The sequence below is a fragment of the Bacillus sp. JJ634 genome (genome assembly GCF_036962285.1).
Classification (GTDB): domain Bacteria; phylum Bacillota; class Bacilli; order Bacillales; family DSM-1321; genus Peribacillus; species Peribacillus asahii_A.
In genome coordinates, this window is the sequence record NZ_JBALMU010000024.1 from 130,561 (window position 1) to 146,680 (window position 16,120).

Here is a 16,120-nt window from a genome sequence, read left to right on the forward strand (position 1 = left end):
CATGGCAGAAATTCTACCCTATTTTCCCGCCTTTTTATTAATCTTTGTTCGTGTAACTACCTTTTTTGTTGTCCTGCCAATCTTCTCGCATCGATCGCTTCCGATGATGCATCGAATCGGATTTGGTTTTTTCCTTGCTTGGATTATGTATTACACGATTGAAGCTCCTGTATTGGAGATAGATTTGACTTATTACTTTTTGATTTTGAAGGAAGTGCTCGTCGGGCTGTTTATTGGCTTTGTCGCGTATATGATGATGTCAGCGATTCAAATTGCTGGGGGATTTATTGACTTTCAAACGGGGTTTGCGATGGCAAATGTTATTGACCCGCAAACAGGAGCGCAAAGTCCGCTAATGGGACAATATTTATATACCATTGCTTTATTGTTTTTATTAAGTACGAATGGTCATCATTTGTTGCTTGACGGTATTTTTTACAGCTATCAATTTATTCCGATTGATCAAGTATATGTACCATTTGGAAATGAATCCATTATTGAATATTTAGCAAAGGCGTTTAGCCAATCCTTTGTTATTGCTTTGCAAATGTCGATTCCTGTTGTAGGAAGTGTTTTTTTAGTGGATGTGGCACTTGGAATTTTGGCGCGTACAGTTCCACAACTTAATGTATTTGTTGTTGGAATTCCAGTTAAAATTGTGGCGGGTTTTATCGTACTTTTTGTTGTCATTGGAGCGATGATGCATGTTGTCACTAATTTATTTGAACTGATACTTATTGCTATGCGAAATTTGATGGAACTGATCGGAGGCAGGTAAGATGAATGAACTTCGGTTAGACTTGCAATTTTTCGCAGGGGAAAAAACAGAAAAAGCAACACCGAAAAAAAGGCAGGATGCTAGAAAAAAAGGGCAAGTAGCTAAAAGTCAAGATATAAATACCGCCATAAATTTACTCGCGGTGTTTGGAGTGCTTGTTATTACGGGGCCATTCATGTATGAACAGATTGTCGGCCTTATGCGAGAGTTTCTGCAAAATATGATGTTAGAAAGTGTGACAGAAGAAAACATTCAGGTGATGGTGTACGAAATATTGAAGATGATGGTCTTGACCCTTGCGCCTGTTTTTGTTACCGCTATGATTGCCGGGATGCTCGCGAATATCATGCAAGTTGGGTTTATGTTCTCAACAGAAACGATTCAATTTAAACTAGAAAAATTAGATCCGATTAAAGGATTTAAACGAATTGTCTCTATGCGGGCCATGGTGGAGTTATTAAAATCTATCTTGAAAATTTCGATTGTCGGCTTTATCGCTTTTTTTGTGTTATGGAACCGTATGGATGAAGTGATGGTGCTTGCGCATATTCCCGTTAGTGATGCGCTTGTTTTGTTAGCGGATATTACGATTAAAATGGGACTATACGCCGCGGTTGCCCTGTTTTGTATTGCAATCCTTGATTATTTATATCAGAAATATGACTTTGAAAAAAACATTAGAATGTCCAAGCAGGATATTAAAGATGAACATAAAAATTCTGAAGGGGACCCGCTCATCAAGTCTAAAATTAAGCAAAAGCAACGGCAAATGGCGATGCAGCGTATGATGCAAGAAGTACCAAATGCTGATGTGGTTATTACAAACCCCACACATTTTGCAATCGCTTTAAAATATGATGAACAAAAATCAGATGCTCCTCTTGTTGTAGCAAAGGGTGTCGATTTTGTCGCTCAGAAGATTAAATATATTGCAAAAGAAAATGATGTCATAATGGTTGAAAATCGCCCGTTAGCGCGAGCCTTATATGATCAAACAGAAGTCGGACAAGCGATACCGGAAGAGTTTTTTAAAGCAATAGCAGAAATACTTGCCTTCGTTTATAAAACGAAGGGGAAGATATAATGCCTCAAAGTAGCTAGTTAGGAGAGAAGAAAATGAAAGCGCGAGATTTAGTTGTTCTTATATCGGTTATCATGATTGTAGTCATGTTAATTATTCCTTTACCAACATGGTTGTTAAGTATTTTATTATTAATAAATATTTCTCTTGCGTTGTCGGTTCTTCTCATTACGATGAATATTAAAGAACCGCTAGAGTTTTCCGTTTTTCCGACTCTACTTTTATTGTTGACGTTGTTTCGATTAGGACTGAATGTTTCTACAACTCGTGCAATTTTAACGCATGGTGATGCAGGTGGGGTTGTAGAAACATTTGGATCGTTCGTTGTGGGTGGAAATGTGCTTGTCGGTTTAGTCGTCTTTATTATTTTAGTCATCATTAACTTTATCGTTATTACAAAAGGTTCGGAGCGTGTTTCAGAAGTAGCTGCTCGCTTTACATTGGATGCAATGCCTGGTAAGCAAATGTCGATTGATGCAGATTTAAATGCTGGAATGATTTCAGAAGCAGAAGCACGTGTAAGACGTGAAAAAATTAGTAGTGAAGCAGACTTTTATGGTTCTATGGACGGTGCGAGTAAATTCGTTAAAGGAGATGCTATTGCTGGAATTATTATCGTCATTATCAACTTAATCTTTGGGATTATGATTGGGATGTTGCAGTTAGGGTATTCGTTTGGCGATGCAGCGGCACATTTTTCAATGTTAACGATCGGGGACGGAATTGTCAGCCAAGTTCCGGCTTTATTAATTTCAACAGCAACCGGGATTGTTGTGACACGGGCTGCGTCTAATGGTAATTTAAGTACCGATATCACATCACAGTTGTTTCAATATCCGAAAATGTTGTATGTCACAGCTGGTACTATGTTTTGCTTAGGTTTATTTACGCCTATTTCGAATCTGTTTACGATTCCAATTGCTGCTGCGCTAGCAATTGGAGCTTATATGATGGCAAAAGCGCCGAAACAAGATAAAGAGGATTTACAAGAGCTTGAAGAAGAAATAGAAACCGATGAAATGAAAAGTCCAGAGAGCGTTGTCAATTTATTAAGCGTCGATCCAATCGAATTTGAATTTGGATATGGATTAATCCCGCTCGCCGATACAAATCAAGGTGGGGATTTATTAGATCGAGTCGTGATGATTCGCCGGCAGCTTGCCATTGAAATGGGACTTGTCATTCCTGTTGTGCGGATTCGCGATAATATTCAATTAAACCCAAATGAATATCGCTTGAAAATTAAAGGGAATGAGATGGCAAGGGGCGAGCTGCTGTTAAATCATTACTTAGCGATGAGCCCGGGGATTGAAGATGATTCGATTGAAGGGATTGATACAGTGGAACCTTCCTTTGGGCTGCCGGCTAAATGGATCGCCGAAGACATGAAAGAACATGCGGAAATGATGGGGTATACCGTTGTCGATCCACCGAGCGTTGTATCAACTCATTTAACAGAAATTATTAAAGCTAATGCTCATGAGTTACTTGGCCGTCAAGAGACGAAACAGTTAATTGAGCATTTGCGTGAAACGGCACCAATCCTTGTCGAAGAAGTGACACCAAGTCCGCTGGCGATTGGTGAGGTTCAGAAAGTGTTAGCCAAATTATTAAAAGAAAAAGTATCCATTCGAAATTTACCTATTATCTTCGAAACACTTGCGGATTATGGGAAAATGTCGTCTGATACGGACCTGCTCACCGAATATGTACGTCAAAACTTAGCAAGACAGATTACGAATACGTTAGTTGGGGGAGAACAGCGCCTTCAGGTTATTACTGTATCTGGAAAGGTAGAGAAAATCATTGCCGATGCTGTTCAACAAACGGAGCATGGAAACTATTTATCGTTAGACCCAAATAACTCTCAACTTATTTTAGAAACGCTTGCAGCTAAACTAGAAGAGCTGGCTTTGATGGAGCAGCAACCTATTGTACTTTGTTCACCAGCTGTTCGGATGTATGTGCGCCAATTAACAGAGCGTTATTTCCCGAATGTGCCGATTATTTCCTATAATGAGTTAGAAGCTAGCGTTGAAGTACAAAGTGTAGGGGTGGTGGATGTAGCGTGAAGGTAAAGAAGTATACAGCGGAATCGATGACGGAAGCGATGAAATTTGTTCGTGAAGAATTAGGCACAGATGCGGTTATTTTAAGCTCCAAACCGATATATATTGGCGGATTTTTAGGTTTGTTTAAAAAACGGCGTATTGAAGTTGTAGCGGCTATCGATTCAACAGCAGAATCCAATCAGATGGTTGTCAAGCAAAAAACAAAGAAAGTAAAGCCGTCATCTGTACTTGAACAATTGCCGAAGCCAATTTCAAGTGAATCTATAAAGAAAGACTTGGAAACACCGAACTCTGATTTGTTAAAAGAAATTGCTGATTTAAAAGGAATGATTGCGGGATTACGTTCTACAGGAACAGAGGATATTCACTATCCGGAGTTGTTAGCGCCGGCTCATGCTGTTTTAGTGAAGCAAGAAATTGCTGCATCGATTCGTACGCAAGTAATGGATGTTTTAGTTGCGAAGTGGCGTACGGTGAAACATGAGGTCACACAAGAAGAAGTGCAGGATTGGCTAAAATCCGCTTTGGCTGAGCAAATTGAATGGATTTCCAAAGAAGAGTTAGCTTTTCAAAAGAAATATATTAATGTTGTCGGTCCAACCGGAGTAGGTAAGACGACAACGCTTGCTAAAGTTGCCGCTCAAACGGTATTAAAAGAGCGTAAGAAGGTGGCCTTTATTACGACGGACACATACCGAATTGCAGCGATTGATCAATTGAAAACTTATGCAAAAATTTTAAATGTGCCGATAGAGGTGGCTTATAATTTAGACGATTTTAAACGAGCAGCCGAACGTTTTGCACACTATGATTTAGTATTTATTGATACGGCAGGAAGGAATTTTCGAAATGCTCAATACGTAAAGGACTTAGGGGACATTATTGATTTTACAGAGGAGATGGAAACGTATCTTGTGCTCAGCTTAACGTCTAAGCAAAGAGATATGGAAGATATTTATCGTCAATTTTCTACAATCCCTTTGAAACATATTATTTTTACGAAAGCGGATGAAACAGCGACATATGGAGCAATGATTAATATGATGCAACAATATCAATTAGCGCCTGCGTATATTACAAATGGGCAAAATGTACCGGATGATTTGATAAAGGCCATCCCTGTTAATATATTGAACTTACTATTTGGAGTTAAAGATGATGAAAGATCAAGCTGAAAATTTACGTCAGCAATTAGAGGACTATCAAAAGAAATCTATGGCGAAGACGCTAGCAGTCATTAGTGGAAAAGGCGGAGTAGGGAAGTCGAATTTTTCGTTAAATTTCGCCATCGCTTTAGCGAAAAAAGGAAAAAGAGTTCTTCTGTTTGATATGGACATTGGTATGGGGAATATTGATATTTTAATTGGCAGACATTCGACATACAGCATTGTTGATTTTTTTGATCGAGGCCTTTCACTAGTCGATATTATGACAGCGGGACCGGAACAAATCTCAATTATTACAGGCGGTACAGGCTTAACGAATTTATTTTCACTTAGTGAATTAAATTTTTCAAGATTTATGGAAGAATTTAATGAATTATTGAATCAGTATGATTACATTTTGTTTGATATGGGTGCTGGAATTACGGAGGACTCAGTTAAGTTTCTTTTATGTGTGGATGAGTTAATCGTCATCTGTACACCAGAGCCGACAGCAGTTATGGATGCATACTCCGTTATGAAGTATTTACATTCTATCAACCCAGATCTGCCATTTCTGCTCGTTTGCAATCGCGTATTGGCGATAAAAGAGGGACAGGAGACGATTACGCGTATTCAAAATGCACTGCGAAAGTTTTTGCGAAAAGAAGCAATTGTGTTAGGGTGTCTCCCAGAGAATCGGACGGTATCGAATGCTGTATTAAAGCAAGTGCCTTTTATCGAGTACGATTCAGGATCCGATGTTTCAAAAGCTTTAATGAATCTTGTCTTCAGATATAACAATCATTCTTTTAACGAAGAGTGGACATTGCCCAAGAGTAACTTTCTTCAAAATATGAAGCGATATTTTCTTGGAAGGTAGGCGGCTGATATGAAAAAAATAAAGGTTTTGGTTGTAGATGATTCAGCCTTCATGCGGAAGTTAATTGCGGAGTTTCTAACGGAAGATAGCAGGTTGGAAGTAGTCGGAAGTGCAAGGAATGGACAGGATGCTATTAGTAAAATTCAATCGTTACGACCTGATGTTGTAACGTTGGATGTAGAAATGCCTATTATGGATGGCCTAGAAGCTTTAGAGAAAATTATGAAGGATTGTCCGACGCCTGTTGTCATGTTGTCGAGTACAACGAAAGAGGGAGCGGAAAATACACTCATGGCCATGCAAAATGGAGCGTTTGATTTTATCGCTAAGCCGTCAGGGGCCATTTCACTAGATTTATATAAGGTGAAGCGGGAAATCATAGATAAAGTAGTTGCTGCGAGCTGGGTAAACGTTCACAAATTACAAAAAAATGCAGGGGAAATACAAAGAAATCTATCTGGATGCAAGAAATATAGTAAAATAGAATCAAAGTTATCCGTCGTTTCGAGTTATGCTGTAAGAGGTAGGGTCTATAGAAGTAAGAAAATTGTTTTAATTGGTACTTCCACTGGGGGACCGAGAGCGTTACAAACCGTATTGACTAATCTGCCACAGTCCATTAATGCACCGATTTTAGTTGTTCAGCATATGCCGCCGGGATTTACGAAATCTTTAGCAGAACGTTTAGATTCACTTTGTCAGATTCATGTGAAAGAAGCGGAAGATGGTGAGTTAATTCAAAAAGGAACCGCGTATATTGCTCCTGGCGGGTTCCATTTGAAAGTGCGAAAGATTGGTACTGGTTTAGCGATTGTATTGGAACAATCTGAACCTCGTAACGGTCATCGTCCTTCTGTAGATGTTATGTTTGAGTCAGTGGCGAGTGAGTTAATAGATTTTACGAAAACAACTGTCATTATGACCGGCATGGGAAGTGATGGGGCAAATGGTTTAATTGAATTGAAGAAAAAAGGGCAAGTGAAAGCTATTGCAGAGTCCCAAGAAACATCTATTGTATTCGGCATGCCAAAGGCAGCTATAGCCACTCATTTAATAGACACTGTAGAGAATGTAGAGAATATCGCCAAAACAATTGTAAAGTATTGCGAGTCTTAGGAGGTGCAGAGTTTATGGATATGAATCAGTATTTAGAAGTATTTATTGAGGAAAGTAAAGAACATCTTCAAATGTGCAGTGAGCAGTTATTAGAGCTTGAAAAAAATCCAGATGATTTATCCATTGTAAATGATATTTTCCGTGCAGCCCATACATTAAAAGGGATGTCTGCGACAATGGGGTATGAAGACTTAGCTAATTTGACACATAAGATGGAAAATGTGTTAGATGCTATTCGCAATGAGCAGATTACATTACAGCCTGAAACGTTTGATACGTTATTTCTAGCCGTTGATGATTTAGAAGCGATGGTCTATTCCATTGCAGAAGGTGGAGAAGGGAAGCGAGATGTGAAGGATGTTGTGGAAAAACTCCTTCTTATTGAAAAAGGTGAATCTCTTATTCCGACGGCAGTTAGTGAAGTTGCGGCAGCAAGTGCTGTACTTGAGCTGGAAATTGTAAATAGTGAATACGATGAATTTGAAATAACGGTTTTGCAGCAGTCTCAGGATCAAGGCTTTAATAGCTATGAATTAAAGGTTAGTTTACGAGAAGATTGTTTATTAAAAGCAGCGCGCGTGTTTATGGTATTTGAAGTATTAGAAAAAATCGGTGAGGTTATTAAATCAAATCCATCGGTTGAACAGTTAGAGGAAGAACAATTCGATCAAAGTTTTTCTGTCACAATAGTAACGAAGGAATCTGTTGAGGATGTTCAGAAGAAAGTAATGAAAGTTTCTGAAGTAGATAGGGTTCAAGTACATACGATTGATTTCGAGCGTTTACGAACGCCAGTTCCTTTAGAGGAACAAGAGCAAGTTGTAACAGCTAGTCAAGAAGCGCCAGTTGTGACAACAGTTGCAACAGAACAAACGAAAAAAGAAGAGAAAAAGCAAGCGCCTGTTAAATCCAATTCAAGTAAAACGATTCGGGTAAATATTGAACGTTTAGATATTTTAATGAATTTATTTGAAGAATTAGTCATTGACCGAGGACGATTAGACCAAATCTCGCGTGATTTGGATAATCAAGAGCTTCATGAAACTGTAGAAAGAATGTCACGTGTGACAAGTGACTTGCAAACCATTGTGTTAAATATGCGAATGGTCCCAGTTGAAACGGTCTTTAACCGTTTTCCAAAAATGGTTCGTCAGTTAGCACGTGATTTAAATAAAAAAGTAGATTTACAGATTGTTGGTGCTGAAACAGAGTTGGATCGTACGGTCATTGATGAAATTGGCGATCCGCTCGTGCATTTATTGAGAAATGCGATGGACCATGGAATTGAAAGACCTGAAGTGCGTTTAGCAAATGGGAAGCCGGAGGAAGGGAAGGTTCTTCTGAAAGCGTACCATAGTGGAAACCATGTTTTTATCGAAATTGAAGATGATGGAGCAGGAATTAATAGAGAGCGTGTATTGAATAAAGCTATTGCAAACGGAATTCTTTCAAAAGAAGCAGCAGCCACTCTTACAGATAAGCAAGTGTATGAATTAATTTTAGCTTCAGGTTTCTCCACTGCTGAAAAAATTTCTGATGTATCTGGACGCGGTGTTGGTTTAGATGTAGTGAAAAATACGATTGAGTCTCTTGGTGGAAATGTGACGATTGATTCTAAAGAAGGGGCAGGTTCTGTTTTTTTAATTCAGCTTCCGCTCACACTTTCCATTATTTCGGTCATGCTTGTTGAGATTCAAAAAGAAAAATATGCGATTCCACTTTCTTCTATTATAGAGACAGCCATTATTAAAAAAGAAGATATTATGAATGCGCACAATCAGCAAGTTGTTGATTTTAGAGGGAAAGTTCTTCCACTTCTATTCTTGAAGGATATTTTTGAAGTACCTGAGTTCGGTAAAGAGGACGAGTTCTTATCTGTTGTTATTGTTAGAAAAGGCGATAAGATGGCTGGTTTAGTCGTGGATTCATTCATTGGTCAACTTGAGGTTGTCTTAAAATCGTTAGGAGATTATTTAAACACGGCTTTTGCAATTTCTGGAGCAACGATTTTAGGGGATGGACAAGTTGCGTTAATTATTGATTGTAATGCGCTTATTAATTAACGCCTAAAAGGTTTCTCTCATACTTAACGGGCAGTAAGATCTCAACTCAAGCTGTATATATGAGGAAACAAAGAAGATGGGGGATAACTGTCCGTAAAGGTCCGATTAGTTGAACTTTATTGCCTGCGATGGAGTTTTGTTCAAAAATACATAAATTTAGAAGAAAAGGAGGAGAAGAGCATGACAGCAGTATCCACGGAGCAAGAGATGAAGATTATTGTATTCCAAATTAAAGACAAAGAATATGCCTTGCCAGTTGAGCGTGTAAGAGGGATTGAAAAGCTCCTACATATTACGAGAGTACCTAAAACATTGCCATTTATTAAAGGTGTCATTAATTTACGAGGTGTGATTACGCCAATCATTGATTTAAGAATTCGTTTTGGTTTTGATGAAGTTGTTTATAACGAATCTACAAGAATTATCATTGTAGTGATTGAGGGGATGGAAGTGGGATTAATCGTGGATTCAGCCAATGATGTAATGGATATTCCTGTTGCTAGTATTGAACCTCAGCCTGAAGTGGTTGGCCATCGTATAGATGAGTATATTAGCGGTGTTGCTAAAATTGATAAACGGTTATTAATCCTGGTGAACCTAGAGAAGACCCTTTCATTAGATGCCCTTCAAGAATCTATGAGAAAAGAAGGCTAAAACATGTCTTTTATTGAGAAAATTAATAGTTTGCATCTCGATGTATTGAAAGAGATTGGGAATATTGGAGCAGCTCATGCAGCAACCGCCCTTTCCGGAATCTTGAATCAAAAAATTGAGATGAGCGTTCCTAATGTACGGATTGTTTCTTTCGATCAAATGATGGAATTGGCAGGCGGTTCGGAAAATGTAGTTGCGAGCGTATTTTTAAGGCTTGAGGGGGATGTGACTGGAAGCATGTTCTTTATTCTATCCCTGCCAGCTGCTACTTATTTTATTCAACGGATGATTGGGAATGATTCATTCGCTTTTGAATCAGAGTCCCCCCACTCAGAAATGCCATTGTCTTGTTTACAGGAGTTAGGAAATATTTTATCCGGTTCTTATTTATCTTCGCTGTCTGACTTTACTAATTTACATCTCTATCCATCTGTACCATCGCTTACGATTGACATGGTTGGTGCAACGATTAGCTTTGGGTTATTGGAGCTTTCGCAAGTAAGTGATTATGCGATTGTGATTGATACGGTTCTTGAGAAGGAAGGGGATGGATCAGGTGCGATGAATGGCCATTTCTTTTTATTACCTGATCCAGATTCTTTTGAAGTTATTTTTAACTCATTAGGAGTGGCGACAGATGGTTGAGCTGAGAGATCCCCATATTGTGAAAGTTGGAATAGCGGATATGAATATTGTTAAATCTCCATCATTGATACGAACATCAGGTTTAGGTTCATGTGTAGGCGTTATTGTTTATGATGAAAAGAAAGAACTAGCTGGACTAGCTCATGTGATGCTGCCGGATTCATCTCTTGCTAAATCTGGCAGCATCAATACGGCTAAGTTTGCTGACACAGCGATTAAAGAGTTAGTTGATCGACTTGTAATACAGGGTGCGAGAGCTTCGGTATTACAAGCAAAAATGGCTGGCGGTGCACAAATGTTTCAATTCTTCTCCGGTGGAGATATGATGCGAATCGGGCCCAGAAATGTAGAGGCTGTTCGAAAGGGATTAGCTAATTTAAATATTCCAATTATAGCGGAAGATGTCGGGGGGAATAGCGGACGAACGATTGAATTTAATCCCAAAACTTGTTTGCTTACTATTCGCACCGTTAATAAAGGTATGAGAAATATATAATGATAGATTAAATCACTTTTCATTGGATTAGGTAAAGGCTAGTTGAAAAAAAGCTTCAAAAAGTAACTTTCTCTGGCCTTATATTAAAAAGATGTTAGGAGGAATCCCATGTCTCAGCTGACTATCGGAGAAGAGCAGTTATGTTGGAAAAATTGGATTGACTGTCGCGATCCACAAGCGGGAAATACATTAGTGGAAAAATATCTTCCGCTTGTTTCTTATCATGTGCAGCGCATCTCTGTTAATCTGCCAAAAAATGTTAGTCGTGATGATATAAGAAGTTTAGGGATGATGGGGTTGTTTGATGCGTTAGAACGTTTTGACCCAGAGCGAGACTTTAAATTTGATACATATGCTTCTTTTCGCGTTCGAGGGGCTATTCTTGATGGTTTAAGAAAAGAAGATTGGCTGCCGCGCAGTGCAAGGGAAAAATCAAAAAAAATTGAAGCGACTATCGAAAAACTAGAGCAAAAGCTAATGAGGAATGTTACGCCAGCAGAAGTTGCTGCAGAGATGAATATTTCAGAAGATGATGTATATGCCGCATTAAATGAAAACTTTTTTGCTAATGTGTTGTCTATAGATGAGCACCCACAAGATCAAGAAGAAAAAGAAAGTGCTAGTTTTCATATAAAAGATGAGCATGCAAGGCTTCCTGAAGATTATTTGTTACAAGAAGAATCGTATGTAGAATTATCTAAGATGATTGAAACATTAAATGCGAAGGAGCAGCTTGTTCTACAACTTTTTTATAAAGAAGAACTCACTTTAACCGAAATCGGTCAAGTAATGGGGTTATCTACCTCAAGAATTTCACAAATTCATTCAAGGTCCATTTATAAATTGCGCAATATGATGCAAGGTGTAAAGCACGATTAATAGAACCGTTTTTAAAGCAAAATAAAAAGAAAAAGAGAAAAAACTACCGGACAAAAGTCGGCCTTATCCTTACCAAGGGCAAGCGATGGACGATTCCGGTTAAGAGGGATTCTATGTCAGTATTATTCATGTTTATACTCTTTCTTTTGAATGTTTTTACGATATTTGCCATTATTGTTTTATTTGCACGTCAAAATCGTTTTCATCAAGCGGAAAAAAATCAAAAGGCTGTTATTGCAGAAATGGAAGAGTTAATGACAGGTTATATTATAGAAATGAAAGAAGAAAACGAAGCTTTGCTAGAGAAGCTTATGCAAAAGGGATTGACAGAAGCTAAAGAAAACAAAGAACAACAAATAGAGTCGTCTCATGCGGCAACTGCCGTTGTCATTGAAAAGTCTGAGGAGGCAGCGGTACATACGATAAAGCATAAAGCAGTAGCTGCTTATACAAATCCATCACTTAAACAAGAGGATAGAGAATTCGATTTGCCGATTCCTAAGAATGATCGTTTAGAGCTATCAGCTGAATCGAAAGAGAAGGAGATGGATAAACGGAACGAAAGTGTGCATCCAAGCTTTTCTGATACGTTACAAACGTCGCTAAATGGGGAGGCTCTCCCCTTAGAACCAACTCTTCATGAACAGGCGCTTGTGCTTTTAGAACAAGGTTTATCAGTTGAAGAAATTGCAAAATCCTTAAAGCGAGGAAAAACTGAAATTGAACTTTTACTAAAGTTTCAAATTAAATGAATAGATAGTACTTGATTGTGTTTTACATGTATGCTATATTATGAAATGGTGTTAATACACACGCTTTGCGATTCAAACAGATGGTGCTGTGCATAACAGTTTCTGTAGGAAAATGACCGAAGCGGAGGAAAAACAAAACCATTTAGGAGGAAATTATAATGTCAGTTATTTCAATGAAACAATTGCTTGAAGCTGGTGTACACTTCGGGCACCAAACACGCCGTTGGAACCCAAAAATGAAGAAATATATCTTCACGGAGCGTAACGGAATTTACATCATCGACTTACAAAAAACAGTGAAAAAGGTTGAAGAAGCTTACAACTTCGTTAAAGAAATCGCAGCTAACGGAGGAACTGTTCTTTTCGTAGGTACGAAAAAACAAGCTCAAGAATCAGTTAAAGAAGAAGCGATTCGTTCAGGTCAATTCTATGTAAACCAACGCTGGTTAGGTGGAACTTTAACAAACTTTGAAACAATTCAAAAGCGTATTAAACGTCTTAAAGACATCGAAAAAATGGAAGCAGATGGCGTTTTCGACGTACTTCCTAAAAAAGAAGTTATTCAACTTAAAAAAGAGTGGGATCGCTTAGAAAAATTCTTAGGCGGTATTAAAGAAATGAAGTCTATTCCAGACGCAATCTTTGTTATCGACCCACGTAAAGAGCGTATTGCTGTAGCTGAAGCACATAAATTAAACATTCCACTTGTTGGTATTGTTGATACAAACTGTGATCCAGACGAAATCGATGTAGTTATTCCTGCGAATGACGATGCGATTCGCGCTGTTAAGTTATTAACAGGTAAAATGGCAGATGCTATTTTAGAAGCTAAGCAAGGCGAAGAAACAGCAATTGAAACAGAAACTACAACTGCTTAATTGAGCCACAAAAAAGGTGATAAGAGGATAATGCCTTTTATCCCTTTTTTTTGCAAAATTATCACCTACATAAAATTATGTAGTTTTTGGCAAAATAATAACAAATTGAATAAAATGTATCCGTATTGAGGAGGAGTAATAATATGGCAATCACTGCACAGTTAGTTAAAGAATTGCGCGAAAAAACAGGCGCTGGTATGATGGACTGCAAAAAGGCACTTGTAGAAACAGATGGAGATATGGAAAAAGCGATTGATTTCCTACGCGAAAAAGGAATTGCGAAAGCAGCGAAAAAAGGTGATCGTATTGCGGCGGAAGGATTAACTTCTATCCTTGTTGAAGGAAACAAAGCAGTAATCCTTGAAGTAAACTCTGAAACAGACTTCGTTGCGAAAAACGAAGGGTTCCAAACGCTTGTAAAAGAGCTTGCAAATCACATTCTTGTTAATAATCCTGAATCTGTTGAAGCAGCGCTTGAGCAAACAATGGAAAATGGTGCAAAAGTTGCAGATCATATCAATGCTGCAATTGCTACAATCGGAGAAAAATTATCTTTACGTCGTTTCGAAGTAGTAACAAAAACAGATAGCGATGCTTTCGGTGCATACCTTCACATGGGTGGACGTATCTCTGTACTTTCTGTTCTTGAAGGAACAACTGATGAAGAAGCAGCGAAAGACGTGTCTATGCACATCGCAGCAATCAACCCTAAATATGTTTCTCGCGACCAAGTAGATGCTAGCGAATTAGAACGTGAGCGTGAAGTTTTAACACAACAAGCGCTTAACGAAGGTAAACCAGAAAAAATCGTTGCTAAAATGGTAGAAGGTCGTATTAACAAGTTCTACGAAGAAATCTGTGTAAATGAACAAGCATTTGTTAAAAACCCAGATGTTAAAGTAGGTCAATTTGTTGAATCAAAAGGCGGAAAAATTCAATCATTCATTCGTTTCGAAGTAGGCGAAGGGATTGAAAAACGCGAAGATAACTTCGCTGAAGAAGTAATGGCGCAAGTGAAAAAAGACTAATTGTAACAAAAAGGATTGAATAGGGGACACTATGGTGTTCCCTATTTTTGAACCGTCATGATTAAGCTGATTATGCTTTCGTGATGTTAGGCGTAAGCGGCTGGTTTTGATTGAGCCGGTTGTGCTTTTCAAAAGAAGATTACATAGTTGGAGGTTCTTATGAGTAACGCGAAATATGAACGTGTCGTTTTAAAGTTAAGTGGTGAAGCATTAGCCGGTGAAGATGGCTTTGGTATTAATCCTAAAGTGATTAAGTCTATTGCTGAGCAAGTAAAAGAAGTAGCGGATTTAGACGTAGAAGTAGCCGTTGTTGTTGGAGGCGGTAATATTTGGCGTGGGAAAATTGGAAGTGAAATGGGCATGGACCGTGCGAATGCCGACTATATGGGAATGCTGGCAACGGTTATGAATTCGTTAGCTTTACAAGACAGTTTAGAGCAGCTTGGAATTGAGACGCGCGTCCAAACGTCTATTGAAATGAGACAAGTAGCCGAGCCTTATATTCGCAGAAAAGCGATTCGTCATCTGGAAAAGAAAAGAGTTGTTATTTTTGCAGCAGGTACAGGGAATCCGTACTTCTCTACTGATACAACGGCAGCACTTAGAGCAGCCGAAATTGAAGCAGATGTTATTTTAATGGCGAAGAATAACGTAGATGGTGTTTACAATGCTGACCCAGTGAAAAATGCAAATGCTGTGAAATATGATGAACTTTCTTATTTAGATGTGCTAAAAGAAGGGTTAGAAGTTATGGATTCAACGGCATCATCGCTTTGTATGGATAACGACATTCCATTAATTGTCTTCTCAATCATGGAAAAAGGTAATATTAAACGCGCTGTATTAGGTGAAACTTTAGGAACAATCGTAAGGGGGAAATAAGATGCCAAAACAAGTCATTTCAAATGCAAAAACGAAAATGGAAAAAGCGATTAGTGCATATACAAGAGAATTAGCTACAATCCGTGCGGGCCGTGCTAATGCTTCTTTACTTGACAAAGTTTTCGTTGATTATTATGGTGCACCGACACCAATTAACCAATTGGCGGGTATTTCAGTTCCAGAGGCAAGGCTTTTAGTTATTCAACCGTATGATAAAACTATTTTGGGTGAAATTGAAAAAGCGATTTTAAAATCAGATTTAGGATTAAATCCTACAAATGATGGTTCATTAATTCGGATTGCTATTCCTGCCTTAACAGAGGAGCGCCGTAAAGAGCTTGTAAAAGTTGTGAAGAAAGAAGCGGAAGAAGCGAAAATTGCTATTCGTAACATTCGTCGCGATGGAAATGATGACCTGAAGAAGCTTGAGAAAAACGGTGAAATTACAGAAGACGATTTACGTGGGTATGCAGATGATATCCAAAAAATGACGGATCAACATATCAGCAAAATTGATGATATTACGAAAGATAAAGAACAAGAAATTTTAGCTGTATAATCGAGCTAGATACTTATTTTTAGATAAGTGTATTGAGAAAAAGAGCCTAATCCATAAAACATGTTATGCAATAACAGCGGTTGAGAACCTTTTTTATGATCTTGCGAAATGTTGCTGCATACATGAGGGTGGAGAAGGCTCTTTTTTATTTGAAGGAGTTACATATTTCGAGTGAAAAGAATAGAGGTAATGGGCCTATTTTTTAATCAGGA

At 38.3% G+C, this 16,120-nt stretch carries 16 protein-coding genes; all 16 read left to right on the forward strand.

Going from position 1 to position 16,120, the window contains the following annotated elements; genetic code table 11:
* Position 1 precedes the first annotated feature (1 nt).
* Positions 2-778, forward strand: a complete 777-nt coding sequence (gene fliR / locus V7068_RS04745; protein WP_499711315.1) for a flagellar biosynthetic protein FliR — start codon at positions 2-4, stop codon at positions 776-778.
* A 1-nt stretch (position 779) separates the two neighbouring features.
* On the forward strand, positions 780-1,862 hold the full coding sequence (gene flhB / locus V7068_RS04750; RefSeq protein ID WP_499711316.1) for a flagellar biosynthesis protein FlhB: 1,083 nt from the start codon (positions 780-782) through the stop codon (positions 1,860-1,862).
* Between the two features lie 32 nt (positions 1,863-1,894).
* Complete coding sequence (flhA, locus tag V7068_RS04755) at positions 1,895-3,931, forward strand: flagellar biosynthesis protein FlhA (RefSeq protein WP_127759799.1); 2,037 nt, start codon at positions 1,895-1,897, stop codon at positions 3,929-3,931.
* A complete protein-coding gene (flhF, locus tag V7068_RS04760; protein WP_499711317.1) occupies positions 3,928-5,106 on the forward strand; it encodes a flagellar biosynthesis GTPase FlhF in 1,179 nt (392 codons plus the stop codon). Before flhA ends, flhF begins: the two co-directional genes overlap by 4 nt.
* A complete protein-coding gene (locus tag V7068_RS04765) occupies positions 5,087-5,956 on the forward strand; it encodes a MinD/ParA family protein (protein ID WP_499711318.1) in 870 nt (289 codons plus the stop codon). The genes flhF and V7068_RS04765 overlap by 20 nt, the downstream gene beginning before the upstream one ends.
* Positions 5,957-5,965: 9 nt before the next feature.
* Positions 5,966-7,072, forward strand: coding sequence for a protein-glutamate methylesterase/protein-glutamine glutaminase (locus V7068_RS04770; protein ID WP_499711319.1), 1,107 nt, complete (start codon positions 5,966-5,968; stop codon positions 7,070-7,072).
* A 14-nt stretch (positions 7,073-7,086) separates the two neighbouring features.
* Positions 7,087-9,135: a chemotaxis protein CheW gene (locus V7068_RS04775; protein ID WP_499711320.1), complete on the forward strand. Its 2,049-nt coding sequence runs from the start codon at positions 7,087-7,089 to the stop codon at positions 9,133-9,135.
* A gap of 180 nt (positions 9,136-9,315) precedes the next feature.
* The gene (locus V7068_RS04780) at positions 9,316-9,789 is read left to right on the forward strand and encodes a chemotaxis protein CheW (protein ID WP_119116542.1); all 474 of its coding nucleotides are present in this window, start codon (positions 9,316-9,318) and stop codon (positions 9,787-9,789) included.
* Positions 9,790-9,792: 3 nt separating this feature from the next.
* Entirely contained in the window at positions 9,793-10,434 is a 642-nt protein-coding gene (locus tag V7068_RS04785) for a chemotaxis protein CheC (RefSeq protein WP_499711321.1), read from the forward strand.
* Entirely contained in the window at positions 10,427-10,930 is a 504-nt protein-coding gene (locus V7068_RS04790; RefSeq protein ID WP_499711322.1) for a chemotaxis protein CheD, read from the forward strand. Before V7068_RS04785 ends, V7068_RS04790 begins: the two co-directional genes overlap by 8 nt.
* A gap of 108 nt (positions 10,931-11,038) precedes the next feature.
* The gene (locus V7068_RS04795; RefSeq protein WP_499711324.1) at positions 11,039-11,809 is read left to right on the forward strand and encodes a FliA/WhiG family RNA polymerase sigma factor; all 771 of its coding nucleotides are present in this window, start codon (positions 11,039-11,041) and stop codon (positions 11,807-11,809) included.
* 113 nt (positions 11,810-11,922) lie between these two features.
* Positions 11,923-12,561, forward strand: a complete 639-nt coding sequence (locus tag V7068_RS04800) for a hypothetical protein (RefSeq protein ID WP_499711325.1) — start codon at positions 11,923-11,925, stop codon at positions 12,559-12,561.
* 158 nt (positions 12,562-12,719) lie between these two features.
* Positions 12,720-13,439, forward strand: a complete 720-nt coding sequence (gene rpsB / locus V7068_RS04805) for a 30S ribosomal protein S2 (protein WP_252290081.1) — start codon at positions 12,720-12,722, stop codon at positions 13,437-13,439.
* 143 nt (positions 13,440-13,582) lie between these two features.
* The gene (tsf, locus tag V7068_RS04810) at positions 13,583-14,467 is read left to right on the forward strand and encodes a translation elongation factor Ts (protein ID WP_499711327.1); all 885 of its coding nucleotides are present in this window, start codon (positions 13,583-13,585) and stop codon (positions 14,465-14,467) included.
* Positions 14,468-14,626: 159 nt separating this feature from the next.
* Positions 14,627-15,349, forward strand: a complete 723-nt coding sequence (gene pyrH / locus V7068_RS04815; protein ID WP_119116535.1) for a UMP kinase — start codon at positions 14,627-14,629, stop codon at positions 15,347-15,349.
* A 1-nt stretch (position 15,350) separates the two neighbouring features.
* The gene (gene frr / locus V7068_RS04820; RefSeq protein ID WP_127759809.1) at positions 15,351-15,908 is read left to right on the forward strand and encodes a ribosome recycling factor; all 558 of its coding nucleotides are present in this window, start codon (positions 15,351-15,353) and stop codon (positions 15,906-15,908) included.
* Positions 15,909-16,120 lie beyond the last annotated feature (212 nt).